Origin of the sequence: Pseudomonas fluorescens (assembly GCF_902498065.1) — a bacterium.
Classification (GTDB): Bacteria; Pseudomonadota; Gammaproteobacteria; order Pseudomonadales; family Pseudomonadaceae; genus Aquipseudomonas; species Aquipseudomonas fluorescens_BJ.
On record NZ_CABVIR010000001.1, the window covers coordinates 602440 to 627405 of the forward strand.

22 protein-coding genes and 1 pseudogene are annotated in these 24966 nt (G+C 60.4%); 13 read left to right on the plus strand and 10 right to left on the minus strand.

Going from position 1 to position 24966, the window contains the following annotated elements; translation table 11 throughout:
• Positions 1-12: 12 nt before the first annotated feature.
• From F8N43_RS02930 to F8N43_RS02940, 3 genes are read right to left on the minus strand one after another with little or no spacing between them, the layout of a single operon-like run.
• Complete coding sequence (locus F8N43_RS02930) at positions 13-474, minus strand: curlin (RefSeq protein WP_150631474.1); 462 nt, start codon at positions 472-474, stop codon at positions 13-15.
• Positions 475-533: 59 nt separating this feature from the next.
• Positions 534-2783 (minus strand): Ig-like domain-containing protein, encoded by a 2250-nt coding sequence (locus F8N43_RS02935; protein ID WP_150631475.1) that lies wholly within the window; start codon positions 2781-2783, stop codon positions 534-536.
• 35 nt (positions 2784-2818) lie between these two features.
• Entirely contained in the window at positions 2819-4165 is a 1347-nt protein-coding gene (locus F8N43_RS02940; protein ID WP_150653182.1) for a hypothetical protein, read from the minus strand.
• Between the two features lie 281 nt (positions 4166-4446).
• Here F8N43_RS02940 and F8N43_RS02945 point away from each other — a divergent pair, with 281 nt between their 5' ends.
• The 5 genes from F8N43_RS02945 to F8N43_RS02965 all read left to right on the plus strand — a co-directional run bounded on the left by F8N43_RS02945 (position 4447) and on the right by F8N43_RS02965 (position 12907).
• A complete protein-coding gene (locus F8N43_RS02945; RefSeq protein ID WP_150653183.1) occupies positions 4447-5895 on the plus strand; it encodes a sensor histidine kinase in 1449 nt (482 codons plus the stop codon).
• Positions 5896-6079: 184 nt separating this feature from the next.
• The gene (locus F8N43_RS02950) at positions 6080-8887 is read left to right on the plus strand and encodes a multicopper oxidase domain-containing protein (protein ID WP_150631478.1); all 2808 of its coding nucleotides are present in this window, start codon (positions 6080-6082) and stop codon (positions 8885-8887) included.
• Positions 8884-9915 (plus strand): SCO family protein, encoded by a 1032-nt coding sequence (locus F8N43_RS02955; RefSeq protein WP_150631479.1) that lies wholly within the window; start codon positions 8884-8886, stop codon positions 9913-9915. Before F8N43_RS02950 ends, F8N43_RS02955 begins: the two co-directional genes overlap by 4 nt.
• A 96-nt stretch (positions 9916-10011) precedes the next feature.
• Positions 10012-11508 carry a sensor histidine kinase gene (locus F8N43_RS02960; RefSeq protein ID WP_150631480.1) on the plus strand — a complete coding sequence of 499 codons (1497 nt, stop codon included), beginning with the start codon at positions 10012-10014 and terminating at the stop codon, positions 11506-11508.
• Complete coding sequence (locus F8N43_RS02965) at positions 11477-12907, plus strand: sigma-54-dependent transcriptional regulator (RefSeq protein ID WP_150653184.1); 1431 nt, start codon at positions 11477-11479, stop codon at positions 12905-12907. The genes F8N43_RS02960 and F8N43_RS02965 overlap by 32 nt, the downstream gene beginning before the upstream one ends.
• Here the strand turns inward: F8N43_RS02965 and F8N43_RS02970 are convergent.
• Positions 12898-13293, minus strand: coding sequence for a hypothetical protein (locus F8N43_RS02970; RefSeq protein ID WP_150653185.1), 396 nt, complete (start codon positions 13291-13293; stop codon positions 12898-12900). The two genes, F8N43_RS02965 and F8N43_RS02970, sit on opposite strands and share 10 nt — an antisense overlap.
• 171 nt (positions 13294-13464) lie before the next feature.
• Between F8N43_RS02970 and F8N43_RS02975 the strand changes: the two genes are divergently transcribed.
• Positions 13465-14271, plus strand: a complete 807-nt coding sequence (locus tag F8N43_RS02975) for a class I SAM-dependent methyltransferase (protein WP_150631483.1) — start codon at positions 13465-13467, stop codon at positions 14269-14271.
• Between the two features lie 20 nt (positions 14272-14291).
• On the opposite strand, the gene F8N43_RS02980 is transcribed toward F8N43_RS02975, so the two are convergent.
• The gene (locus F8N43_RS02980) at positions 14292-14600 is read right to left on the minus strand and encodes an addiction module antidote protein (RefSeq protein WP_150631484.1); all 309 of its coding nucleotides are present in this window, start codon (positions 14598-14600) and stop codon (positions 14292-14294) included.
• Between the two features lie 2 nt (positions 14601-14602).
• A complete protein-coding gene (locus F8N43_RS02985; protein WP_150631485.1) occupies positions 14603-14896 on the minus strand; it encodes a type II toxin-antitoxin system RelE/ParE family toxin in 294 nt (97 codons plus the stop codon).
• A 208-nt stretch (positions 14897-15104) separates the two neighbouring features.
• Between F8N43_RS02985 and F8N43_RS02990 the strand changes: the two genes are divergently transcribed.
• The 6 genes and pseudogenes from F8N43_RS02990 to F8N43_RS03010 all read left to right on the plus strand — a co-directional run.
• Positions 15105-15773, plus strand: coding sequence for an ABC transporter ATP-binding protein (locus F8N43_RS02990; protein ID WP_150631486.1), 669 nt, complete (start codon positions 15105-15107; stop codon positions 15771-15773).
• A gap of 1 nt (position 15774) precedes the next feature.
• Positions 15775-18246 carry an FtsX-like permease family protein gene (locus F8N43_RS02995; RefSeq protein ID WP_150653654.1) on the plus strand — a complete coding sequence of 824 codons (2472 nt, stop codon included), beginning with the start codon at positions 15775-15777 and terminating at the stop codon, positions 18244-18246.
• Positions 18236-19303, plus strand: coding sequence for a lipocalin-like domain-containing protein (locus F8N43_RS03000; RefSeq protein WP_150653186.1), 1068 nt, complete (start codon positions 18236-18238; stop codon positions 19301-19303). Before F8N43_RS02995 ends, F8N43_RS03000 begins: the two co-directional genes overlap by 11 nt.
• 64 nt (positions 19304-19367) lie before the next feature.
• The gene (locus F8N43_RS03005) at positions 19368-19610 is read left to right on the plus strand and encodes a hypothetical protein (RefSeq protein ID WP_150631488.1); all 243 of its coding nucleotides are present in this window, start codon (positions 19368-19370) and stop codon (positions 19608-19610) included.
• Between the two features lie 11 nt (positions 19611-19621).
• On the plus strand, positions 19622-19795 hold the full coding sequence (locus tag F8N43_RS29285; RefSeq protein WP_191623676.1) for a hypothetical protein: 174 nt from the start codon (positions 19622-19624) through the stop codon (positions 19793-19795).
• Positions 19796-20304: 509 nt separating this feature from the next.
• Positions 20305-20591 (plus strand): annotated as a pseudogene (locus F8N43_RS03010) (vancomycin resistance protein); the annotation flags it as partial.
• A 187-nt stretch (positions 20592-20778) separates the two neighbouring features.
• Here the strand turns inward: F8N43_RS03010 and F8N43_RS03015 are convergent.
• The gene (locus F8N43_RS03015) at positions 20779-21297 is read right to left on the minus strand and encodes an Hcp family type VI secretion system effector (protein WP_150631489.1); all 519 of its coding nucleotides are present in this window, start codon (positions 21295-21297) and stop codon (positions 20779-20781) included.
• Positions 21298-21556: 259 nt separating this feature from the next.
• Positions 21557-21682: a hypothetical protein gene (locus tag F8N43_RS29680; protein WP_263596732.1), complete on the minus strand. Its 126-nt coding sequence runs from the start codon at positions 21680-21682 to the stop codon at positions 21557-21559.
• A 23-nt stretch (positions 21683-21705) separates the two neighbouring features.
• On the opposite strand from F8N43_RS29680, the gene F8N43_RS03020 reads away from it, so the two are divergent.
• Positions 21706-22383, plus strand: a complete 678-nt coding sequence (locus F8N43_RS03020; RefSeq protein WP_150631490.1) for a type 1 glutamine amidotransferase domain-containing protein — start codon at positions 21706-21708, stop codon at positions 22381-22383.
• A 120-nt stretch (positions 22384-22503) separates the two neighbouring features.
• Here the strand turns inward: F8N43_RS03020 and F8N43_RS03025 are convergent, their stop codons facing one another.
• Together F8N43_RS03025 and F8N43_RS03030 are read right to left on the minus strand one after the other, a co-directional pair.
• The gene (locus tag F8N43_RS03025; protein WP_150631491.1) at positions 22504-23880 is read right to left on the minus strand and encodes a VOC family protein; all 1377 of its coding nucleotides are present in this window, start codon (positions 23878-23880) and stop codon (positions 22504-22506) included.
• Between the two features lie 109 nt (positions 23881-23989).
• A complete protein-coding gene (locus F8N43_RS03030) occupies positions 23990-24946 on the minus strand; it encodes an alpha/beta fold hydrolase (protein WP_150639322.1) in 957 nt (318 codons plus the stop codon).
• Positions 24947-24966: the final 20 nt, after the last annotated feature.

Here is a 24966-nt window from a genome sequence, read left to right on the forward strand (position 1 = left end):
TGGTGCAGTGCTTTAGCGGTATTGTTTGACCGAAACGCTCATGCCGTTTCCGGACTGGGTCACGGCGCTGGAAAGCCCCGTGCCGGCCTGGTCGATGCTGGCGTCGTTGTTATTGCCGTTCTGGGAAATCTGCGCGCGGTTCTGGCTGCCGTTCTGCGTGATCGAGGCTGAGTTGCCGGAACCTTGCTGAGTGATCATTGCCATCAGGTCGCTGCCTTGTTGCAGGATGTACGCTTCCTGATTGCTCCCCGACTGGACGATGGTGCCGAGCAGCGACTGGCCGTTCTGTTGCAGCAGCGCCACGTTGGCCTGGCCGTTCTGGTCGATCAGCGCGTGCTGGCCGATGGGCGGTGGCAACTCGCCGAGGTCGGTGCCGGGGCCCAGGTCGTCGTTCTCCATCAGATCGTCGGCGCGCACGCCCGCGCTGCTGCAGAGCAGAAGCAGGCAGAGCAGGGCGGCGGTCGACGTTTTCATGAGGCTGTCCTTTAGCAGGAGGCCTGCCCCATCGGCCACGTGACCGATGGGGCAAGGGCTCAGTTCGAGATCACCGACACCGAGCGCACGGTGCCTTGGGACGAGGTGATGGTGGCGGTCGGGTTCGCCGACGGAATCACCGTGGTGGTGTTGTTCACCGTCAACCGCCAGCGACCGGTCACCGGCACCGTGGTGGTACCCAGGGTTTGCAGCCCGGTTGGGGTGCTGACCCGGACGGTGATGGTGTTGCCGGTGATCACCGATGAGGTGCCCGCAAAGTCCCAGGTGAAGCGGTTGTTGGAGCGCGCCGACACCGTTGCCGTGGTCACCGTGAAGGCTTCTGCCGGTGGCCGTGGCGAGACTTGCACCGTCACCGTCGCCGGTGTCACCGACAAAGCGCCGAAGCTGTCCCGGGCGATGTAGGTGAAGGTCGTGGTGAACGCCGTGGTGACGGTGGTCGGTGGGGTGTAGGTGATCACCGTGCCGTTGCTGCTGACGGTGCCGCGACCTGCCGCTGGTTGCGTGAAGCTGGCGACCGCCAGTGGTACGTTGCCTTCCGGATCGGTGTCGTTGGCCAGCACGTTGATCGGCACCGCCACACCCAGGGTTGCGATGCTGTCGGCGACGGCCACCGGAGGCTGGTTAGGCGCCACGGTAATGGTCACGGTCGCAGCCGCGGTCGAGACCAGGCCTTTGATGTCTTGAGCCTTGTAGGTGAAGGTTGTGGTCAGCGGTGCATTGACCACGGCGGGCGGTGTGTAGACCACCGCTGTGGTGCCGCTCAATGCCACGGTGCCTTGCCCCGCGGCTGGTTGGGTCAGCGCGGTGATGCTCAGCGGCGTATTGCCGTCCGGGTCGCTGTCGTTGGCCAGCAGGCTGAGGGTGATCGGCACCCCGAAGCTGGTGCTGCCGGTGTCAGCAACGGCCAGAGGGGCCTGGTTCTCGCCGCTGTCGGGGGCCGTCCCGACCACGACAACCGGCTCGGTGTCGTTGCCGCCGGCGGCGGATTTGATGGTGACACTGGCCGGTGGCTGAGTCAGGTCGGCAACGGTCAGGCGCTGCAAGGTGCCGGTTTTCGACAGCCGTCCGTAACCCTGCGCGACCATGTCTGGCACCACGACTTCGTCAGACGAAGTGGCTTCGATCAACAGGCTGTGATTGCTCCAGCTGTAGCGTGCGGTCTGGATTTTCACCACGTCGGTGACTTTGCTCGACACCGCCGTTGGCCGACTGGTGCCACTCGGGTCGGTAGCGGTGACCACCACCACCGAAGGAACGGTGGTCCCCGTCAGGCGATGAGCGAAGAACTCACCGGTGTTGTCGCCGAGCATGTTGACCAGGCATGGCGTCTGCGGTGGTCCTGGAACCAGAGCCACGGTTTCGCGGAAGCACAGGCTCGAACTGTTGGAAGATTTGCCAAAGACTTCTACCCGGGTACTGCTCGTTCCCGGACCTGTAGACGTGCGGCGGTAAGTGGCGCGGCCGATTTCCACAGGGGTTTGCGCACGGCTGTCGAGGACTTTGCCGGACACGGTGAAGAGGTTGGTCTGGATGGTGCCGGCCGGCCCCTGGACACGCAGGAAGTTGTTGTTGAACGGACTGCCGGTGACCGCTTCGGTGAGGTTCGGATCGCCAACATAAGTTTCGACGGACCCGGTGTCCGGATTCACTTCGGTATACGGACCGTTGACGCTGCGCAGGAATGGCCCGACCTCTCCGTTGAGAGCCCCCGCGAAGTTGCCCGGTGCGCCGATGCCGATGTCGCGGGTGATGTTGATCGCCCGACGGCCCGGCGTGGTGACGTTGACCGTTTCCACGCCATACGGGTGGGTGATGGTGTAAGTCCCCGCGACCGGTATGTTCACCCGCAGGCGAATCCGCGCGAAGCTTGCCTGATCGCCATCGACCGGGTTTTCCGCCGCGAATGCCGCTTCGATCCCGGCCACGTAGGCATCCACGCCATAACCTCCGACGTCGTTGATGCTGGTCTCGGCGAGGAACCAGAACGCTTCCGGTGGCCAGTTATCCGGGAACACCATGGGCTGGGTGTCGTCGAAGATTCCAGGTTCCGGGTTCAGGATGCACATGTAGGAGGGTGCGCCAGGAGCGCCGGGTGAGCGCGAGCTGGTCGCCCGTGACTGGCACAGTTCCAGCGACAGCAAATTGCTGTCCTGATACCACATGGGGAATTTCCCCGTGGCAAAGGTGTAGGGGCCGGTATCGACGGCATTGAGTTGCGCGAACGCACTGCCGGACAGCGAGAGCGTCAGCCCGAGCGCGTTGAGCGCGAAGCGTGGCCACTTGTTCATGATGCCTCCTGATGCGGATCTGGGCATGAGAGCGTTCATTGCACGATGACCACTTCTTCGGTATCGGTGCCGCCATTGGATGACGTCACCCGAACCTTGGCCGGTGGAATCGGCGAGATGCCGGTCGACAGGGTTTTCTCTGCGCCGTTGCCACTGAGGGCGCCGATGGCGACACCGGTCCCGGAGGTGACGGTGAGTACCGGTGGCGAGGTTTCGTCGCTGGTCGAAGCCACGACCGTGATTTGCCCGCTGCTCAGGCTGTACTCGGCCCGTGAAATCACCACCAGGTCGGTCAGCGGCATGGTCAAGGAAGTCGGCGTGCTGCTGGGGATGGCCAGATGGTTGTCGGCCGTCACCAGCAAGTTGCTCGGCAATGTCGGGTTAGTGGCTGACTGGGCGTACCAGTGGCCGGTGGTGTTGGCCTCGGTCAGGTTCAGCACCGGACTGTTGCTGTCCAGAGTCACAGTGGCCGGTGGTGGCGGAGCCAGGACGAAGACATCCTGCTGGGCCACGGGCGCGCTGCTGCCGGCCTTGCGCGAGTAAGTGCTGCGTTCGGCAATAATCGGGGTGGGTCGAACCACCGTCGAAAGCTTGCCGGAGATGGCCATTACCGTTGTACGCAAGTCCAGCCCGCCAGGTCCCTCAATGCGGATGTAGTTGGTGTTGAAAGGGCTGCCGGTAAACGCTTCTTCCAGGTTTGGATCACCGACGAATCTGTCGGCGGAACCCGTGACCGGGTTGGTCTCGGTGTAGGGGCCGTTGACGCTGCGCAGGAAAGGGCCGAGGTCACTTTTGAGCGCGCCGTCATAGGTTTTCGGCGAGCCGATGCCGATGTCCCGGGTCATGTTGATCGCGCGACCACCGGGGGTATCGACATTGAAGACATCGACGCCGTAGGGATGGGTGATCACATAGGTGCCAGCGGTGGGCACGTCGACCCGAATACGGATACGGCCAAAACTGACCTGGTCGCCTTCGACCGGATCTCCAGCGGCGAAGGCTGCTTCGACGGCGCTGACGTAGGTCAGGTCGATGCCCCTTGCTGCGTCGACAATGGATCCGTCACCGGTGAACCAGAACGCTTCATCGGGAAAGTTGGTCGGGAAAACGATGGGCTGTGTGTCGTCGAAAATGCCGGGGTTCGGATTCAAGAGGCACATGTAGGACGGCGCACCGGGCGCGCTTGGAACCCTGGAGCTGACAGCCTTGGACAGGCACAAGTCGAGGGTTCGACCGTGGGAGTCCTGATACCAGGAAGCGAAATTGCCGTTGGCGGGAACGTAGGGGCCCGGATCGACAGCAAACAGCGCTGCCTGGGCGACGCCTTGGGCCAGAGCGGAAACGACCAGGGCGATCGCGGTTTTGGACAGTAAAGGGTGCATGAGTATTCCCTCTATCAGAGTACCTGTCCCGTAGGGATGGGTCAGTTGAGGGAGCTTCGGCAACTTCCATACCAATCGTAAAAAAGGGCCGTCAGAGGCCCGGTTCTACGGTGTGCCGCGTTCAGGCGGGGGCCAATCGAGGGCCGCGTGAACGGGCCACTGTCCCCAGCATTGGGGGCAGGTGGGGATAGCGGGGAGGTTGGGGGAAGTGGGGACCCAAGATCGGGCAAACAGTTTTGAGTGGGCTATAACCAATGGGGGGAATCGCCGAGAAGTAGCCCATGAACATGCCTACGCAAACACTCCAGACCGACAACGGCGATATCCGCCTGAGCTCGCGCAAGCAGTCGTTCAATCTGCTGCGCTGGTTTTCGCTCATCAGCATGGCGGTGATCGGCACGGTGGCGGTGGCGCTGGGCGCGGTGTCCACGCGGTTCGTGATTACCGAAAGTGTGCAGCGCGATGCGTTGCTGACGTCGCAGTTCATTCAGGCGATTGCCTCGGCCGAGGTACGCCATGTGTCGATTCCCAACGTGCGGACCATGGGTGAGTTGCTCGACCCGCGCAAGGACAGGGATTTTCCCGACGTCGATCCGCTGGCCCGCGCCAATGCCCGGGGCGAATTTCTCGACCATATCGAGCACCTGCCGGACGTGATCCTCGCCAACATCTATGCCCCCGATCGCATGGTGATCTGGTCGACCAACCCGGCGCTGATGGGCACGACGATCCATGCCGACGAAGATCTGGACCAGGCCTTCGAGTTAAAGACGCCGGTGTCGGCCAGTTATCACGATGTGGACACGGCGCGCATGGAGCAAAAGTTCATCAAGCAGCCGGAGTACATCTTCATCGAAAACTACATCCCGCTGTTCGATGCCGACGGCAAGAATGTCACGGCGATGGTGGAGATCTACAAGGAACCGAAGGATTTGATCGACCGCATGGAGCGCGGCCTGGTGCTGATCTGGCTGGCCACCGCGCTGGGCGGCGGGCTGATTTATCTGGGGCTGTACTGGATCGTGCGGAGGGCGGCAACTCTGCTGGCGGCGCAACAAAAGCAACTGATCACCAACGAAACCTTCGTCGCACTGGGCGAGATGTCGTCGGCGGTGGCCCACAGTTTGCGAAACCCGTTGGCGACCATTCGCTCCAGTGCGGAACTGGCGCTGGAGTTCGACAGCGGCGCGGCGCACAAAAACATCAACGACATCATCGGTCAGGTCGATCGCATGTCGAAGTGGGTCAGGGAACTGCTGCAATCCTTGCGCCCGCTGCATGACGAGCCCGAACCGGTGAATCTGGTGGCGGCGTTGTACGACAGCCTCATGGCTTTCGAACAGCAGATCGCCAAGGCCAGGGTCCACGTAGTGTTCGAGCCAAAGGAAACGCCCATGGTTCTGAGCCAACAGGTGCAGTTGTCGCAGATCCTCAACAGTTTGCTGGCCAATGCACTGGAAGCCATGGACAAGGGGGGCACGCTGGCCATCACCCTGGAGTCGACGGATGCCAGGGGCGTCAGCGTGGTGGTGAGCGACACCGGTAAAGGCATGACCGAGGAACAGCGCAACCTGGCCTTCCGCCCATTTTTTACCACCAAGCAAGGCGGGCTGGGCGTCGGGTTAGTACTGGTCAAGCGGATCATGGAGCGTTGCGGCGGTTCGGTGAGCCTGGACAGTCGCGAAGGTGAGGGCACGAGCGTGCGTCTGGCGTTTAAACGGGTTCCCTGAAATGGGTGGGAACATTCCCCGCAAGCGGGTGCGATTCCCCAGTGCTGTTGTCGGTCGTGGCACATTGATGTTGATAAGCCATTGTTTCGTCGAGGATTAATGCCTTTGTATAAAGTTGTTACAAATTTGGCTGGCTCCTTGCAAAACCTCCCTCACCCCCTTCACGACTTCGAGGCGGCTGGTGATGGACAGAATAGCGCGGCACCCCTGCAAATGGTTTCGACTCCTGACGCCCCTGAGCGTCCTGCTGACAATGACGCTGGGCACAGCGAGCCTGCGTGCCAGCCCGATCGACGATGAGCGACAGCCCGAGCCGTCCGACCCTTCGGCGTATTACGACGAACCGGCAGACAAAGCGGGTGCCCTGAACGCCATCCTGACCATGCCCGAGGCCAACGAAGATTCCTTCGATTTGCCCGATGGCGTCAAAGGCAGTCGCAACACCCCGCGCCAGGAAAACATCCTGCCGCCGGCCATGCAGACCAGTTTCAATTACCCCACCAATGGCAAACCCAGCCCGCTGTTCGGCGCTCAGCCGTTCACGCAGCAACTGGTGCTGTTCGAAGAGTTCGGTCCGGAAAAACTCGACCCCACCACGCCGGCAGCCCCGTTGCCGTTTCCACCGGCCGCGATTGGGCCGTTGCCGCAGCAAGATCCCACCAGCGCGGCCCGCAGCGCGCCACCCAGTGCGGCACTCGATGCGTTCCTGCGCCAACCGGGGCTGACGCCGTTCCCCAGTCAGTTCTCCAACGTGGTTGATCGCAATCCCTGGCAGGCGCAGATCGAGTACTTCCTTAACCGCCACATCGGTTCGTCGGCGGAAGGCCGTCCGCCAGGAAAGGGCTGGTCGCATCAGCGCTGGAACGAGTTCTACCCACAACTGGCCTACAAAACCGTGCAGACCGGTGCACGCGTCAATGGCGGCCTGCGTGACGCTCGGCAGATGCACGGTTATGCGCTGGGCGAGTTTGGCCCCGGTGGCCTCTATCACAATGTCGCCGGCGTGCCGGCAACCGATGGCACAGCCAAGGGCGTCGATGCGCGTTTCCACCCGAACATGCCGGTGCAAAACCACAATTCGGTGTGGACCTTCGACGGCACCTTGCCCCCCAAATTGCTCATGGTGCGTTATGGCCAACCGGTGCTGATGCGTCACTACAACGGCTTGCCCATCGACCCGTCGGCGAACATGGGGTTTGGTCTGCACACCATCAGCACCCACGAACACAACGGCCACGCGCCGGCGGAAAGTGACGGCTACGCCAACGCGTTTTTCTTTCCGGGGCAGTACTACGATTATCGCTGGCCGATCCAATTGGCCGGTTACGACAGCATCAACACCGACGCCCACGACCCTCGCGCGGCGTTCCCTTGCGCGCCGGGCGAAACCCTGTGGACCAACGACGTCACCCCGAGCCGCAAGACCTGCGAAAACGGCACGATCAAGATCCGTGGCGACTGGCGCGAAACCATGAGCACCCACTGGTTCCACGACCACATGCTCGATTTCACCGCGCAGAACGTCTACAAGGGCAACGCGGCGATGATGAACTACTACAGCGCCCTGGACCGTGGCAACGAATCGGTGAACGACGGCGTCAACCTGCGTTTGCCCAGCGGCAGCGCCTTGCCGTGGGGCAACCGCGACTACGACGTCAACCTGGTGTTAGCCGACAAGGCGTGGGATCAGACCGGACAGTTGTGGTTCAACCCGTTCAACACCGACGGCTTCCTCGGTGACCAGGTGCTGGTCAACTGGCAGTGGAAACCCACTCTGGATGTGCGCGCCCGCAGCTATCGGTTCCGCATCCTCAACGGCTCGGTGTCGCGCTATTTCAAACTGGCGCTGGTGCGCGAGGTCAAGGGCAACAGCGGCGAGTTTCCCGGGCCGAAAAACTCCGGCGTTTCCTATAGCCGCGTGCCATTCCACATGATCGCCAACGACGGCAACATCATGGAACACAGCGTGCCATTCGACGGCAGCATGGACCTAGACGCCGACGGCGATAAACAGAATCACAACGCGATCCTGCCGACTCAGGGCATCGCCGAGCGCTTCGACATCATCGTCAATTTCTCGAAAAACGGGATCAAGCCCGGCGACAAACTGTTCTTCATCAACCTGCTGGTGCATGACGACGGCAAAGGCCCGAAAGAACCGGTGTCACTGGCAGACGTGCTGTCGGAGAAATACCTGGCGGTGATCAAGCAAAGCAGCAAAGGGCCGCAGTGGGACAAGGGTGATCCGGCGGTGGGCAAGGTGTTGCAACTCAACGTCAAAGCCTATACCGGTCAGGACCTGGCAATGAACCCTGCCGCCTATGAACCGGCCAAACCGGGCAAGGCGGAAGGCCTGGTGATGATCCCGCTGAAGATTCATCGCGACAATGCGGCCGACAAGGTCCTGCTGTCCCAGGCCCGTCACCGCACCTTCACGTTCGGCCGTTCCGACGGCACCGATGAAGCTCCGTGGACGGTCAAGACCGATGGCGGCTTCGGCTTCCACATGGACCCTCGTCGCTTGAACACGGCCACCCAGTTGAAAACCGGCCCGACCGATGCGGGGGTCAGCGGCTTCGGCACCCTGGAAGTCTGGAACATCAAGGCCGGCGGCAAGGGCTGGAGCCACCCGGTGCACGTGCACTTCGAGGAAGGGATCATCCTCAGTCGCGGCGGCAAGGCGCCACCGGAATGGGAAAAATGGGCACGCAAGGACGTGTACCGCATCGGCTCGGAAAACGACGGCCTGGACAGCGTCGAGATGGCGATCAACTTCCGTGAATTTGCCGGGACCTACATGGAGCACTGTCACAACACTCAGCATGAGGACAACTCGATGCTGCTGCGCTGGGACATCGAAAAACCCGGGCAATTCCAGTTGATGCCGACACCGCTGCCGAGCTGGGATGGCGTGCGTTACGTCAACTCCGCCGCGCTGCCAACCTTCCGTAATGGCGATGGCTTCGGTCCTAAAGTGGTGGTCAAACCATGAACCGCAGGGGCGCCGACAGGTCACTTCACACGCCGCGCTCCCGCGCCCTGGGCATGCACCTGATTCTGGTACTGGTGACTTGTCTGCTGGCCAGTCAGGTGCTGCTCGCTCACGAAGGTGTGCTGTCGCCAAAGGAGTCGGCGACACCCTGGGGCGGCGACTATTTCCCCAACACCCTGCTGACCGACCAGGACGGTCGGCAGGTGCATTTTTTTGATGACCTGATCAAGGGCAAAGTGGTGGTGATCAATTTCATCTTCACGTCCTGCAGCGACTCCTGTCCGCTGGAAACTGCGCGCCTGCGTCAGGTGCAAAAGTTGTTGGGCGACAGGGTCGGCCAGGACATCTTCTTCTACTCGATCAGCATTGATCCCTTGAGCGATACACCCGAAGTGCTCAAAGCCTATTCCCAACGTTTCAAGGTCGGCCCGGGCTGGAAGTTTCTCACCGGGGAATTCGAAGCCGTCACTGACCTGCGCAAGAAACTCGGGCTGTTCATCGAAGGCGTCGACAACGGCCGCAACAAAGATCACAACCTGAGCCTGATCGTCGGCAACCAGGGCACGGGGCGCTGGATGAAAGCCTCACCCTTCGAAAACCCGTGGATCCTCGCCGATCAATTGGCCAACACCTTGCAAAACTGGAAACAGCCCAGCGTTGAAGAAAGCTACGCCAATGCGCCCGAGATCCGCCCGCCGAGCAATGGCGAAGAGTTGTTTCGCACCCGTTGTGCCTCGTGCCATAGCCTCGGGCCGCAAGACGGGCAGGGTATCGGCATGCGCAACATCGGGCCGGATCTGATCGGCGTAACCCGCCTGCGCGACCCCGCCTGGCTCAATCGCTGGATCCGCGAGCCGGACCGCATGCTGGCCGAAAAGGACCCGATCGCGGTGGAATTGTTTGAACGTTTTGACAAGATTTCGATGCCGAACCTGCGCCTGGATGAGAACGCGGCGCAGTCCATTGTGGGTTTTTTGCAGGAAGAAACCGATCGTCAGCAACCGTTGCAGGCGGCGCAGGTGCAATAGCGGCTAATTACCATCATTGAGCCGTCAGCCTCGATCAATGCCACCTACACTGAACCGAAACATCACCGCAAAGGCTTCAGCATCCAGGACCCCGCCATGCCGATACTGGAACAACAAAAAGTACCTGCGCCGCCGAATACGCCGGCCGCAGAAAGCCCAGGCTGGCGTGGACGGTTCAACCTGCTGCGCTGGTTTTCCTTCGGCAGCTTTTTCATCATCGCCGCTGTCGCGCTGGGTTTGGGCTACATTTCCACGCGTTTCGTGGTCGAGGAGAGCATCGAGCGCGACTCCATGCTGACCGCACAGTTTATTCAGGCCATTGGCGACGCTGAAATTCGTCACGCGGGCATCACCCCGGCAAGAACCATGGGTGAAATGCTTGACCCACGCCATGACAATAGCTATCCCGACGTCGATCCGAAGTCCCGTGCGGCGGCCCGCATTGAGTTTCTCGATCATGTCGAACACCTGCCGGACTCCCTGTTGGCGGTGGTGTACGCACTGGATCGCACCGTGGTCTGGTCGACCAACCCGCAAATGATCGGCATGCGTGTCGAAGGGGATGAGGAGCTGGACGAATCCTTTGAAATGAAGGAGCCGGTGTCCACCAGTTATCACCAGATCGACGACGAGCGGCCCGAACAGATGTTGCTGCGCGAGCCCACGTATTTGTTCATCGAGAACTACATCCCGATGTTCAACGCCGACAAGAGCAAAGTGATCGCCATGGTCGAGGTCTACAAGGAGCCGGCGGACCTGGTGGAACGTATCCAGCGTGGCTTCAAGTCGATCTGGGTGGCGACCGTGCTGGGTGGTGCGGCCATCTACCTCGCGTTGTTCTGGATTGTGCGGCGCGCGGCCAAGTTGCTGGAGAGCCAGCAGAATCAGCTGATCGCCAACGAAACCTTTGTGGCACTGGGGGAAATGTCGTCGGCCGTGGCCCACAGCTTGCGCAACCCGCTGGCGAACATTCGCTCCAGCGCCGAACTGGCCCAGGACATTGCCAGTCAGAGCGCGCAGAAGAACATCGGCGACATCATCAATCAGGTCGATCGCATGTCGCGCTGGGTTCGCGAGTTGCTGGTGTCGTTGCGGCCGATGAGTGACGATTACGAAACCGTGGATCTGGTGCTGGCCATCGACGACACCTTGAGTGCCTTCGACGCGCTGATCAAACGTTCCAACGTCGAAGTCCGCTTTACGCCGCAGACCTGCCCGCCGGTTGTCAGCCAACAGGTGCTGCTCACGCAAATTCTCAATAGCCTGTTTGCCAATGCCCTTGAAGCCATGCCCAAGGGCGGCGTGCTGAGCATCAACATCGAGTCGCCGCAGCCCGGCCACTTGCGCATGACCTTGAGTGATAGCGGCAAGGGCATGACCAAACAGCAACAGCAAATGGTCTTCAAACCGTTTTTCACCACCAAACAAGGCGGGTTGGGCGTTGGCCTGGCCCTGGTCAAAAGAATAATGGAGCGTTTTCAAGGTTCGGTCGAACTGACCAGCCAGGAGCAGGAAGGAACCCGCGTTTGTCTGAATTTCAAAGTGGCAACGGGAGGGGAATATGGGGTACAGCATTCTGCTGGTCGAGGATGACGAAATCCTCGCCGAGAATATTCAGACTTACCTGGAACGCAAAGACTTCGAGGTGACGGTCTGCCACTCGGCTGAAGATGCGCTGGAGCAATTGGGCACGTTCGCCCCTGATGTGGTGCTGACCGACAACTCGTTGCCGGGCATGAGTGGTCACGATCTGATCCAGAAGCTGCGCATCAGCGCGCCGGACCTGAAAGTGATCATGATGACCGGCTACGGCAATGTCGAAGACGCCGTGGTGGCGATGAAAGAGGGCGCGTTCCATTACGTCACCAAACCGGTGGCGTTGCCCGAGCTCAAGCTGTTGCTGGACAAGGCCTTGGCCACCGACCGGATGGAGCGCACGTTGTCGTTCTATCAGGAGCGCGAAGCGCAGAAGTCGGGGGTGCAGGCGTTGATCGGCGAATCGGCGCCCATGCTTTATCTGAAAAACACCATCGGCCAGTTGCTCGATGCCGAACGCCGGATGGCCAACACCGATTTGCCGCCCGTGCTGGTCGAAGGCGAGACTGGCACCGGCAAGGAGCTGGTGGCCCGAGCACTGCACTTCGACGGCCCGCGCGCCAAGGGCCCGTTCATTGAATTCAACTGCGCATCGATCCCGTCCAATCTGGTGGAGTCGGAACTGTTCGGTCACGAGAAGGGTGCGTTCACCGACGCCAAGGACCGTCGTGTCGGGCTGGTGGAAGCCGCCGATGGCGGCACGTTGTTTCTCGATGAAGTCGGTGAAATGGACCTGCTCCTGCAAGCCAAACTGCTGAAGCTTCTGGAAGACCGGACCATTCGCCGGGTCGGTTCGGTGAAGGAGCGCAAAGTCGATTTGCGGGTGATCAGCGCCACCAATTGCAACCTTGAACAGATGGTCCAGCAGGGCAAGTTCCGCCGCGACCTGTTCTTCCGTTTGCGCATCATCTCGATCAAGGTCCCGCGCCTGTATGCCCGTGGCGAAGACATCCTGCTGCTGGCCCGGCACTTCCTGGCGATCCACGGCAAACGCTATGGCAAGCCGAACCTGCATTTCAGCGATCAGGCCGAAGAATTGCTGTTGAACTACAGCTGGCCGGGCAATGTGCGCGAACTGCGAAATATGCTTGAGCAAACCGTGTTGCTGGCCCAGGCCGACGCCATCGCTGCGCACCAGTTGAATGTCTGCCTGAGCCTGGTGGATGAACCACTGGCGATGTTGGAGGTGCAACAGCACAGCGAACCACGTCCGGTCTACAACGGCAGCGAGTCGATGAACCTGCCGGAAGTGGAACGCGACATGGTGCGCAAGATGCTCGACAAGACCGACTGGAACGTCACCAAGTCCGCACGTCTGCTGGGCCTGAGCCGCGACATGCTGCGTTACCGGATCGAAAAACTCGGCCTCGCCCGCCCGGACAAGCGTCAGTGGTAGACCGGCGTCGCCTGGTCCTGTCGACTGAGGCAGGCCAGCAGGCAGGTGGGGTCGACGACTTCTTCGTTGACGTACACGCCGCGCTCCGGGTCATAGGAGCGGATAAACACCCGGACGGTGGCATCCGCGACCGTCGGCAATCGTGAGTCGGAAAACACGTGTTCGCTGGAAATCGGGATGAAATCCTGCGGCGCGGTGGGAATGTACGAGCGCGGTGGCACGGTGCTCAGCGTCGGTGGAACGGGATGGGCGAAGGGCTGGTTTTCGCCGTAGTAGTTGAAGTCGCTGCTGTACTCGGACGGCGGCGTCAGGTTGTCGTCGGCGTGAACGCCCGTGGTGGCACTCAGGCAGAGGATGAGCAACAGCGTCAGATCAGTGTGTTTCATGGCTGCACCTGCGAAATCGGTTTTCGCGCATTTCCCCAAGGCCATTAACTATAGCTGCCGTCCGCGGGGGGTGCCGGGCTTACAAGATTGCAACAAACACTGCATGGGAATTGTGAAAACGCTGATCTAGACTCGGGCCGGTCTGATGAAACCCGAGTTCTGGAGCGTGCAATGGAAATGCTGAGCAAAGAAAAAGCCATCGCCGGCAACCGCGATGCGTGGAATGACTCTGCCCGACACCACAAAGACAATCCTGATTGGCAGGTCCTGTTGGAGGCCGTCACTCAGCGCGATTTTTGCTGCATCGACGACACCTTGCGCGGTGTGCTGGAGCAGGTCGGTGTCGAGGCTAAAGACGTGGTGCAACTGGGCTGCAACAACGGCCGCGAAAGTATTTCACTGTTTGCGCTGGGTGCGCGCAGCGTGGTGGGCGTTGACCAGTCCGCGGCTTTTCTCGATCAGGCGCGGGAGCTGGCGTCGCATTCGCCGCACGCACCTGAATTCATCGAGGCCGACATTCATCATCTGCCGAGTGAACTTCACCAGCGGTTCGATGTGGCCTTGATCACCATCGGCGTACTGAACTGGATGCCGGACATCGGCGAATTCTTCCGCCACGTCGCACATACCCTCAAACCCGGCGGGGCGTTGGTGGTGTACGAAACCCACCCGTTCCTGGAAATGTTCGACCCCGAGGTCGCCGACCCTTTCCGTCCGGTCACTTCGTACTTTCGCCGCGAGCCTTTCGTGCAGGATCAGCCAATCGTCTACGAAGGCAAGGTCGAACAGCAGGCCGCGACGTCTTACTGGTTCGTCCACACATTGGGCGAGATATTCACCGGCGCCATCGAGGCCGGGTTGCAGATCAGCCACTTCAAGGAGTATCCGCATTCCAATCGCGAGGAGATTTACGATCAGTATCAGCAGCGAGAGGCGCAGTTGCCGTTGTGTTTTACGTGGGTGGGGGTGAAGCGCTGAGACCGGGTCAGAAGAGTCTCTCAGAGAACCGAGTGATCGACCGGGTGATCGGGCTGTGCGCAGAGATCAATTCCAAGCGCATGAATAACTTTTAAAACCGTGTCAAAACGTGGTTTTGCACCGGGAGCGAAGGCCTTGTACAAGCTTTCGCGACCCATACCGGAATCTTTGGCGATCTGTGTCATTCCACGCGCTTTTACAACGTAGCCGATAGCCCGAAGAAATTCCTCGTTGTCACCGTCTGCCAGCACTTGGGAAAGGTACTCACTGATGGCTTCGTCACTGTCCAGCAATGCTGCCATATCGAATGTAGTCAAAGTTTGGCTCATGGTTAAACCTCCTTAGCCAATTTTTTTGCCCGCTTGATGTCAGCGGTTTGCGAGGATTTGTCATCACCGGCAAGCAGAACAATGACAACGTTCCTTCGCAAGGTGAAGTAGACCCGATAGCCGGCACCGACGTCCACGCGCATTTCGGAAACACCATCACCTACGGGCTTGATATCCCCAAGATTACCCGCAGATGCCCGATCAATGCGACGAGCGATAGCCACCTTCGCTCGCAAGTCACGAATCAAAGCATGCCATTGCGCGAAGTTTGTGGTTTGTTGGATGAGATATTTCATTGCTCGAATGTATCCGTTTGGATACAGGTTGGCAGTCAGGCAGTTCCTTGCCCTGATGTATTTTTTCCTTGAGGTTTGTGGGACGTTTAACCGTCATTGATGCTCGCCGTGGTGTCCACGGTGCATCGTCGGTCGCGTCGCATCCCCAACGGACAAAACCCGCGCCGGGCCGCTATCCTTGCCCCACGCCCCTCAAACAGGTTTACCCATGCTTTCGGTCCAAGGCGTTTTCAAAAGCTACGCCACACCGCAAGGTCCGCTGCCGGTGCTGCAAGGTGTCGACCTGACGCTGAAACCCGGCAGCAGCCTGGCGCTGATGGGCGAGTCGGGCAGCGGTAAAAGTACCTTGCTGCACCTGATCGCCGGGCTGGACAAGGTGGATAGCGGCAGCATCCGCAGTGGTGAACATCAGCTTGAACGGATGAGTGAAGGGCAACTGGCGAACTGGCGACGCACCGAAATCGGCCTGGTGTTCCAGCAGTTCAACCTGATCGGCAGTTTGCGCGTTGAGGACAATCTGGCGTTCCAGGCGCGGCTGGCCGGGCGGCATGATGCGCGCTGGCAGGCGCATCTGGTCAAGCGTCTGGGGTTGGGTGATGTGTTGCGGCGTTATCCGGAGCAGTTGTCCGGCGGCCAGCAGCAGCGAGTCGCGCTGGGACGGGCGTTGGCGTCGCAACCCAAATTGCTGCTGGCCGACGAGCCTACTGGCAGCCTCGATGAAGCCAGCAGCGATGAAGTGCTGAACTTGTTGCTGGAGTTGCTCGACGACAGCCCCACGACGTTGTTGATGGTCACTCACAGCCCCAGAGTGGCTGCGCGACTGGCGGAAAAAGTGGTGCTGCACCGTGGCCGGCTGGCTGGCGCGGACGAGCGCTGAAGTGCGGGTTTTTCGCGAGGCGTTGCGGGCACTGCTCAGCCATTGGCGGCAGCACCCGGTGCAGTTTTTCAGTGTGCTGACCGGGCTGTGGCTGGCCACCAGCCTGTTGACCGGTGTGCAGGCGCTGAACAGTCAGGCGCGGGAAAGTTACGCGAGGGCCAGTCAATTGATCGGCGGGGAGCCACAGGCCAGCCTCAGCGCGCCAAGTGGTGGGACGTTTCCTCAGGCCTGGTTTGTCGAACTGCGCCGTGCCGGTTGGCCGGTGTCGCCGGTGCTGCAAGGGCGGGTGGTGCTCAAGGGCCATGAAGATCAGCGCTTGCAGTTGATGGGCATTGAGCCGGTGTCGCTGCCGGCCGGTTCGGCGGTGGCCGGGCAGGCATTGGACATCGAGCAGATCGTCAGGTTTTTCAGTCCGCCAGGCAGCACCTGGATCTCGCTGCAGACGTTGCAGGCATTGGGCATGCGCGAAGGCGAGCAGCCACTGACGTTGAACGGTGCGGCATTACCGCCGCTGCAGGTTCAAACCGACATGGCCCCCGGCGTGTTGCTGGTGGATATCGGCTTCGCCCAGCAGATTCTGGGGTTGCCGCAGCAACTGTCGCGTCTGCTGTTGCCCAAGGATTTCAGCGCGACCTTGCCGGACTCGTTCAAAGGCCAGCTCCAGTTCAAGACCAGCGGCGAAGAAAACAACCTCTCGCGTCTGACCGAAAGTTTTCACCTGAACCTCGATGCCTTGGGTTTTCTGTCTTTTGTGGTCGGTCTGTTCATTGTTCACGCGGCCATCGGGCTGGCGCTGGAGCAACGCCGAGGACTGCTGCGAACCCTGCGCGCCTGTGGCGTCAGCGCACGGATGTTGATCGCTTGCCTTGCCGTTGAGCTGGCCGTTCTGGCACTGATCGGCGGCCTTGCCGGCGTTGTCAGCGGCTACCTGCTGGCCAGCGTGCTGTTGCCAGATGTCGCCGCCAGTTTGCGCGGCTTGTACGGTGCCGAAGTGGCGGGGCAGTTGAGCCTGAGCCCGTGGTGGTGGCTCAGCGGTATTGGCCTGAGTCTGTTCGGCGCGTTGCTGGCCGGTGCCAACAGTTTGTTGCGGGCGGCGCGTCTGCCGTTGCTGTCCCTGGCCGATCCGCAAGCCTGGCATCAGGCCCATGCACGCTGGTTGCGCCGCCAGGCTTGGGTCGCGGCGATTGCCGGGGTGATCGCGTTGCTGGCGCTGATCTGGGGCGACAGCCTCGCCAGTGGATTTGTGCTGATGGCGGCGTTGTTGATCGGCGCGGCGCTGGCGCTGCCGGTGGTGCTCAATAGCGTGCTGAACCTGACGCTGCATCGCAGCCGTTCGGTGCTAGGCCAATGGTTTCTCGCCGATTGCCGTCAGCAACTGCCGGCCCTGAGCCTGGCGCTGATGGCGCTGCTGTTGGCCTTGGCGGCGAACATCGGCGCCGGCAGCATGACCGCCGGTTTTCGCCAGACGTTCAGCGACTGGCTGGAACAACGACTGACTGCCGAGCTGTACGTGAATCCGCAAAATCCGGCCCAGGCCAGAGAGCTGCAGAGTTGGCTCAAACAGCAGCCTTCACTCACGGCGGTGCTGCCCAACTGGCAGGTGTCGATCCAGTTGCAAGGCTGGCCGGCGGAGGTGTTCGGCGTGATCGATCACCCGACGTACCGCCAACACTGGCCGCTGTTGGAAGCCCTGGGCGACAACCCGTGGGACCGACTGGCCAAGGACGACGCGCTGATGCTCAGCGAACAACTGGCGCGACGGTTGAAGGTGCGTCTGGGCGATCACCTGACCCTTCCCACACCGGCGGGACCCTGGTCGCCGCGGATCGTCGGGATCTACGCCGACTACGGCAACCCCAAGGGCCACCTGCTGGTCAACGTCAACCACCTGTTGCGCGGCTGGCCGCAACTGACGCCGAACCGTTTCAACCTGCGCATCGAGCCGCCGTTGATTGCGCCGTTCCTGAAAACGCTGCAAGCACGCTTTGCCCTCGATGACAGTCGCATCGTCGATCAGGCCCGGCTCAAGGGCTGGTCCACGCAAGTGTTTGAACGCACCTTCGCCGCCACCGCCGCGCTGAACAGCTTGACCCTCGCCGTCGCGGGCGTGGCGCTGTTCATCAGCCTGCTGACCCAGAGCCAGAGCCGCCTCGGCCAACTCGCACCGCTGTGGGCGCTGGGCGTGACGCGCCGACAATTGATGCTGCTCAACCTCGGGCAGACCTGGCTGCTGGCAGTGCTGACGCTGGTATTGGCGGTGCCGTTGGGCATTGCGCTGGCGTGGTGCCTGGACACGGTGATCAACGTTCAGGCGTTCGGCTGGCGCTTGCCGTTGCGGGTCTTTCCATTGCAGCTGTTGCAGTTGATGGGGCTGGCATTGCTCGCGACCTTGCTGGCGTCGGCGTGGCCGCTCTACGCGCTGTATCGCTCGCAACCGGCGGACCTGCTGAGGACGTTTGCTCATGAGGATTAAACTTGGCGCGTGGTTGCTGGTATTTTTTTTGAGCGGCTGCGATGACTCGGCGCCGGTTGAAAAAGGCTTCGCCGGGCTCGGTGGTGAAGCCGCCGTGTTCACACCGGTGGTGCCCGGCCGGGTGTTCAACTTCCCGGCGGATCACGGTCCCCACGATGGCTTTCGTATCGAGTGGTGGTACGTCACGGCGAACCTCAAGGATGATCAGGGCCGCGAGTTCGGCGTGCAATGGACGTTGTTTCGCAGTGCGTTGAAAGCGGTGCCCGAGGTGGCGGGGTGGGGCAATCAGGTGATCTGGTTGGGGCATGCGGCGGTAACGTCTGCGACGGTGCATCATGCTGCCGAGCGTTATGCCCGGGGCGGCGTTGGTCAGGCGGGTGTGAGTCTTGAGCCGTTCAATGCGTGGATCGACGATTGGCGGTTCAGCAGTCAGGGCGCCGATCCGCTGGCGGAGCTACAACTCAGCGCCGGCGACAAGGCGTTCAACTACCAATTGCGGTTGACGTCCACGCGTGCGCTGGTGCTCCAGGGCGACAAGGGTTTCAGTCAGAAATCCGAACAGGGCCAGGCGTCGTACTACTACAGCCAGCCGTTTTTCCAGGCCAGCGGCACGTTGAACATCGATGGCAAGGTTTATCAGGTCAGCGGGCCGGCCTGGCTTGATCGCGAATGGAGCAGCCAGCCACTGACCGCCAATCAGACGGGGTGGGACTGGTTCTCCCTGCACCTGGATAGCGGCGAACAGGTCATGCTCTATCGCATGCGGCAGAAGAATGGCGAGCCGTATCTCACCGGCACCTGGATCGACGCACAGGGCCAGACGCAGGTGTTGCACGCCAACGACATCCGCCTCACACCGCAAGACACCGCGACAGTCGCCGGTCGGTCGATGCCCGTGCGCTGGTCGATCAAAATCCCCGCCAAACACCTCGATATCACCCTTGATGCCCTCAACCGCAAGGCCTGGATGGATTTGCGCATTCCGTACTGGGAAGGCCCGGTGCGCCTGAGCGGCAGTCACACGGGGCAGGGTTATCTGGAAATGACCGGGTATTGAGTCGGAACTCTCGACAGAGCGGCGTCCTCCTACGTTATGAATGCCCCGTTTTCAGGAGCCCGCCATGAGCGACGATCTCACACCGCCCGACCTTGCCGCGTGGCAGCGCCTGTTTGACGACACGGCCTATTGGCAGCAATCCCCCGACGCCCATTACAGCGAACTACTGCGAATCGCCGACGAATTGTTCGGGCAGGGCGCCATCGACCTCGATCAGTGGCAGGCCCTGAAGGCCAAGGCCGATCAATCCCACCAATACTCGCCTGGCGTGAACGTCGCCCATGAAGTTGACGATCCCGAAGCCTGAGGAGAACGACCATGAAACCGCAATCACCTGACACCTCGGAACACCCCGACGAGCCGCGTCCACCCGGAGAAGTCGAGCGCGACAACGACGCCTTGCGGCCCACCGATCCGACTCGCCGCAAGGACAGCGGCAAAGGCACCGACAGTGGCGAATCCACTGCGCAGGAAACTGCGAACACGCCTTGAACAGCGCTTTTGCCTAGGGTCTGGGCCACCTGAACCCCGCCGGTCAGTCCAGAATCGTCAACACTGAAAAACCTGAAGTTCAGAAAAAACTGAAAGTAGGGCAGCAAGTCGTCGTGACTTATACCGATAGATTGAAAGTCACCAGTCAACAGGGAAGTTGAGTATTAACTCTACAGTCTGATCATTGTTGTACAGTTTCTTGTATAGGAATGATCGGTTTTAATGATCGAGCTGGCGGGTTTGGAAAGTTGTGGGTGTAATATTGCAATCGACATTTTATTAAACATTGTGTACATAAATTTCATGTTTATGCACACGGACATATCCGCCAACTTCTATTAAAATCCTACTCGTTCGCCCAGTGTCAGGCTCTTTACCAGTGCATGGATTGCCGAGGCCACTACACTGGGCGAACACCTTCTTCAAGTGCAATAAACGCAGCATTAGTTCGATATGATGCTCAGCATTTCATATCAAGGATAAAAACGGCAGCCGCCGTTCTGACACGGATGAAACCTCTCTCCCTTTATCGCCCGGCCCTCTACTGGCTGCGCGTGTGGCAAAAAAGACTGTTCCGCCAACTGGCGTGGCGCTTCTCCCGCAAACGTTACGCTCGCCCGAAAGACGCCTTTGAGCGTTTGCCGTATCGATACCTCAAGCACACCTCCAAACTGATCCGCAAACTCGGTGACTCCGATGTGCAGCTGCAACACAACACAGTTGTGAACCTTAAATTGGCCCAGGCGAATACTTTTCCTTCTGCCGCCTGGTCGGCCGACCGACTCGAGAGCGCGGTATGAGGTTGAGGAGGGGGCGAGCATGCATAAAAAAACGGGCGATCATTGGATCGCCCGTTTTTCTTTACTTGTTTTTTTGCATCGGGTTCGTCGATAACCGCACAGCGGTTCAACGCATGCGAAACGCTGGAGAAACGTAAATAACATCGACCAGCAGAGCGGGCCGATGTTTGAAACGATCAGCTGTCATGACGCGACTGGATTACGCCAGTCATCGGAACCCGAAGTACCGGATACTTCGTGGGTCCAGGTGATTTTGCGGTAGCTGAACTGCACTTCTTCCAGGTGGGTGAAGTGCGAGTTGCCTGGATCCTGGCAGTTGTGCATTTTGTTGTTGATGGCGACGATGATCGCGTCTTCCAGTGTGGTGGTGTAGTAGTGCTCTTGAGTGCCTTGAGCCGAGGTGCGGTACCACTCGATGACGATTTTGGTCATGCGCTCGCCGGCGCTCAGAGCCGCCTGCAGCAGTGGCGAAGCCTTGTCGAAGACCTTGGTGATCACGACGGGCTTGTGTATGCGCTGACCGGTCGGTTGGCCGGATTGCGGGTCACACGGGATGATCACGTCGTGGCTGAAAGCCTGAATCATGACCTGGTCTTCGTGGCCTTCCTGGTAGTTGTTGCCAATGGAGTTCGCGGTGAATGCGCCGGCAGTGATCAGATCTTGTTTTTCGCCAGTGATGGACATGTACGCTGGTGTTGCCATGGATGCTCTCCTTGCTGAACAAATAAGGTGCCCGGGAGGCGGTATCGCCCGGTGGGTGAGAAGCTGTTATCAAGGTTCGTGCCGTAAACAATAAAAAGTATATAAAACAAAGACTTATCGTATTTTTTTATCGTTGTGGAGCGTCTGGGCAACGGTCTTCTCCTAATGTGCGCAAGAACTTGCGCAGCACTGCGCAACTTCTTGCGTACTCGGCTGGAGACCCTGACAGGCCGGGTGTTTAGCGTTGAACCAGGATGATTCAGTCGTTCGGTTGCGCAACTTCTTGCGCATCCAGGCTGTCAGCCATCATTGAGAGTGCCTGTGTAACAAGTGCAACGAACAGCGCCGCCGGGTGGTCAAAACTGCGCTGAGATTGACCGAACATTTCCCTCATTCAAGGAGTGCGACATGAAAATCCTGATGGTTTTGACGTCCCACGATCAATTGGGCGACACCGGAAAGAAAACCGGCTTCTGGCTGGAAGAATTCGCGGCACCGTATTTTGCTTTCAAAGACGCTGGCGCTCAGTTGACGCTGGTTTCGCCCAAGGGTGGCCAGCCGCCGCTGGACCCCAAGAGCGATGAGCCCGATGCGCAGACCGCTGCGACCGAGCGCTTTCGCAAGGATTCCGCTGCCCAGTCAGCATTGGCGTCCACTGCGTTGCTCAGCAGCGTGCGAGCCGAAGATTACGATGCGGTTTTCTATCCGGGCGGGCATGGCCCGTTGTGGGATCTGGCTGAAGACAAGGTTTCGATCGCATTGATCGAGGCGTTTTACAAGGCGGGCAAGCCGCTCGCTTTGGTCTGCCATGCGCCGGGAGTGTTGCGTCACGTCAAGGGCGCGGAGGGCCAGCCGCTGGTTAAAGGCAAGCGAGTGACCGGCTTCACCAACTCCGAGGAGGAGGCGGTGCAACTGACCAACGTCGTGCCGTTTCTGGTGGAGGACATGCTCCAGGAGAAGGGCGGGATTTACTCCAAGGGTGATGACTGGGCGAGTTATGTGGTGACGGATGGATTGCTGCTGACCGGGCAAAACCCGGCATCGTCCGAGGCGGCGGCTGAAGCGCTGCTGGCGAAGCTGAAATAGATACAAAAGATCGCCACAAAACCTGTGGGAGCCGGCTTGCCGGCGATAAGGCCCTTGAGAGCAATACAAATCCAAGGGCCCCATCGCCGGCAAGCCGGCTCCTACAGGTTTGAGTGGTGATTAACGGAGCGTTGCGAAACATTCCTCGATCGAGCGCCGTTGCGTCTCGGCATACAGCCCCAGCTCATCGATGGTTGATCGTCCCAGGGCGTTCTCGAACGCTTGTCGGTTCGAGTGCTCGCCGTAGTGGGTTTGCGCGGCATCGCCCAGGTTCGACTGAAAAATCCCCGCCGCGCTGACCGGCAGAAAGTCTTCGTATACCAGCGGTTCAACCCGCAAATAGCCATCGCTGAGCAGATCTTCCAGCGACGAGGATTTAAGTGCCTCCGCGCCCACGCCTTTGTCCGTGACGAAATAGCGAAAGTACGCCAGTTCCTGTTGGCGCATGCCCTCGACGGTGTCAGGGAATTCGCTGAAGTGCTGTGTCATCAGCGCGTTGTAGCGTGCGGCGTTGCCTTCGTTGGGGAAGTCCTTGAGTTCGTCGCGGGCGGCGTTGAGCAAACGGTCATAGAGCGCCCGACCTTTGGGCGTGAGCGCCGCGCCGCGCTGCTCGATCTCACCGAAGCGGGCGCTGTGGCTGCCGCGATTTTCGGTTTGATCGGTGAAGGCGACAGGCTCGTCCAGCGCCTTGAAACTGGTCTGGCGCAGCAGGATCGGGCACTGCCGGCGGGGCGGGCCTTCGATCACCGCTTTGGGGGTGATGCCGTGGGCCGGCATTTGTGCTTGCACGATGTCGATGTCCAGCGTGCGCGGCGTCAGGTGGTTGATGTGCGGGCCCTTGAACGCCACCACATCGGCGATCAGGCGATGCTGGGCGCAGAGTTTCTGGTATTGCTCGGCGGTGACCGTGGCGCTGTGGTGCCAGCGGAAGGTTTCCAGCGCTTGCTCGACGAAGACCTGTGCCTCGGATTCGGTGAGGCCACCTTCGGTTTCAGCACGATCAATGAGGCTCAATGCTTTTGGCGTGAAGATCGAGCGTTTATCCAGCACCGATTGGGCAAAGGCGCGCAGTTCGAGGTCTTCGATCAATTCCAGGCGCAGCAGCGAGGTAAACACCCGAAACGGGCTGACTTGCAGGGCGGCTTCATGCACCGCGCGAAACGCCGTGGAATGCACCGGCACGCCGGCCGGGGTCAGGTCGTAATAGCCGACCGGTTGCATGCCCATCACCGCAAACAGCCGGGCGAGAGTCGCCAGCTCAGCGGCGGTGCCGACACGGATCGCGCCATGGCGCTCCAGGTCCAGACGCTGGATTTCGCCGGTGCTGTTCAACTGCCGGGCGATCTGCGGGTCGCTGTCCAGTACATGGCGGTTGGTCTGTTCCACCAGTTCCATCAGCGCGCCGTACAGCGGCACTTCTTCGCGGTACATGTCGGACATCGCTTTGGAGAAGCGTTGGCGGATCAGGTCAGGGCTGACAAAGCTCGGGTGGCTCATGAAAAAATTCCTGGCGCGGTGACGTAAAGGATGTGGAAAAGATCGCAGCCTTCAGCGCCGCCGACAAACGAAGAATCTTACGGACTTCATTCTGCCAAGGACTGATTGTTCAATGCATCCTCTGGTCTTGAGGGCTTTCCGAGCGCTGGGATGCCAAAAACTCCCGATATAACCGCGCCGTGCTCCCCGGCTCTTCGACCATCGGCATATGGCCGATGCCGTCCCAGACTTCCACCCGCAGATCTTCGATGCCTTTGCTCCAGATCGCCACGCTGCTGACATCGATCAAGCGGTCCTTGCGCCCCCACAACAGCAGCGCCGGGCACTTGATGTCGGGCAGTTTTGGCTCCATCGGCGGGCTGGCGCGGAAGTCGCTGAAGATTTCTGCCAATTCATCGCGGGACTGTTCATAACGCTGGGCGATGGCGTCCAGCACCACACCGGGCACCCACGGTGGTTCGGCCATGGTCATGGCGTAGAAGCTGCGGAATTCTTCCCGGGAATGAATCAGGAACGGGTTGTGACCCTTGGCCAGGTGGCGCTCCAGGTCACTGACTTCGGGGGCGGTGACACCGGCCGGGTCGATCAGGGCGACCGACGCGATGCGCTCCGGGTAGGTGGCCGCGAGCCAGGCCGCCATGTAACCGCCCATCGAATTGCCGATCACATGGACCTTCTCGACGCCGCAGACGTCGAGCAACTGGATCATCCGTTTGGCTTGCAAGGGAATGTCATAACCGCCGCCGGCCTTGAAGCCGGTTTCGCCGTGCCCCGCGATGTCGGGAATGATCACCCGGTAGCTGCCGACAAAGTGCCGGGCAAAACGCAGCCAGATATTCTTGTCGGCGCTGTAGCCGTGGAGCATCAGCACGCTGCTGGACGCTTCATAAGGCCCGCCTTGCCAGGTCGAGACGGTCATTTCGGCGATGGGCACGACGATTTTGTGCAGCCGATACAGCTTGGCTTCGGCTGCCATGTTCAAGTCATAGAGCCAATAGCCGATGGCCGGGTAGCTCAACCAGCTCCAGGCGGCGAAAACCGCGATAGCGACAACCAGCACAAGCATCAGGTGTCTCCCTTCTCTCT

What these genes read in the sequence shown, in the direction of transcription:
- F8N43_RS02960 (WP_150631480.1), top strand. Translation starts at nt 10,012, where the DNA reads ATGCCGATACTGGAACAACAAAAAGTACCTGCGCCGCCGAATACGCCG.
- F8N43_RS03020 (WP_150631490.1), top strand. Translation starts at nt 21,706, where the DNA reads ATGAAAATCCTGATGGTTTTGACGTCCCACGATCAATTGGGCGACACC.
- F8N43_RS02990 (WP_150631486.1), top strand. Translation starts at nt 15,105, where the DNA reads ATGCTTTCGGTCCAAGGCGTTTTCAAAAGCTACGCCACACCGCAAGGT.
- F8N43_RS03005 (WP_150631488.1), top strand. Translation starts at nt 19,368, where the DNA reads ATGAGCGACGATCTCACACCGCCCGACCTTGCCGCGTGGCAGCGCCTG.
- F8N43_RS02935 (WP_150631475.1), bottom strand. Translation starts at nt 2,783, where the DNA reads ATGAACAAGTGGCCACGCTTCGCGCTCAACGCGCTCGGGCTGACGCTC.
- F8N43_RS02980 (WP_150631484.1), bottom strand. Translation starts at nt 14,600, where the DNA reads ATGAGCCAAACTTTGACTACATTCGATATGGCAGCATTGCTGGACAGT.
- F8N43_RS03000 (WP_150653186.1), top strand. Translation starts at nt 18,236, where the DNA reads ATGAGGATTAAACTTGGCGCGTGGTTGCTGGTATTTTTTTTGAGCGGC.
- F8N43_RS29680 (WP_263596732.1), bottom strand. Translation starts at nt 21,682, where the DNA reads ATGTTCGGTCAATCTCAGCGCAGTTTTGACCACCCGGCGGCGCTGTTC.
- F8N43_RS03015 (WP_150631489.1), bottom strand. Translation starts at nt 21,297, where the DNA reads ATGGCAACACCAGCGTACATGTCCATCACTGGCGAAAAACAAGATCTG.
- F8N43_RS02975 (WP_150631483.1), top strand. Translation starts at nt 13,465, where the DNA reads ATGGAAATGCTGAGCAAAGAAAAAGCCATCGCCGGCAACCGCGATGCG.
- F8N43_RS29285 (WP_191623676.1), top strand. Translation starts at nt 19,622, where the DNA reads ATGAAACCGCAATCACCTGACACCTCGGAACACCCCGACGAGCCGCGT.
- F8N43_RS02970 (WP_150653185.1), bottom strand. Translation starts at nt 13,293, where the DNA reads ATGAAACACACTGATCTGACGCTGTTGCTCATCCTCTGCCTGAGTGCC.
- F8N43_RS02950 (WP_150631478.1), top strand. Translation starts at nt 6,080, where the DNA reads ATGGACAGAATAGCGCGGCACCCCTGCAAATGGTTTCGACTCCTGACG.
- F8N43_RS02965 (WP_150653184.1), top strand. Translation starts at nt 11,477, where the DNA reads ATGGGGTACAGCATTCTGCTGGTCGAGGATGACGAAATCCTCGCCGAG.
- F8N43_RS02930 (WP_150631474.1), bottom strand. Translation starts at nt 474, where the DNA reads ATGAAAACGTCGACCGCCGCCCTGCTCTGCCTGCTTCTGCTCTGCAGC.
- F8N43_RS03025 (WP_150631491.1), bottom strand. Translation starts at nt 23,880, where the DNA reads ATGAGCCACCCGAGCTTTGTCAGCCCTGACCTGATCCGCCAACGCTTC.
- F8N43_RS02955 (WP_150631479.1), top strand. Translation starts at nt 8,884, where the DNA reads ATGAACCGCAGGGGCGCCGACAGGTCACTTCACACGCCGCGCTCCCGC.
- F8N43_RS03030 (WP_150639322.1), bottom strand. Translation starts at nt 24,946, where the DNA reads ATGCTTGTGCTGGTTGTCGCTATCGCGGTTTTCGCCGCCTGGAGCTGG.
- F8N43_RS02945 (WP_150653183.1), top strand. Translation starts at nt 4,447, where the DNA reads ATGAACATGCCTACGCAAACACTCCAGACCGACAACGGCGATATCCGC.
- F8N43_RS02985 (WP_150631485.1), bottom strand. Translation starts at nt 14,896, where the DNA reads ATGAAATATCTCATCCAACAAACCACAAACTTCGCGCAATGGCATGCT.
- F8N43_RS02940 (WP_150653182.1), bottom strand. Translation starts at nt 4,165, where the DNA reads ATGCACCCTTTACTGTCCAAAACCGCGATCGCCCTGGTCGTTTCCGCT.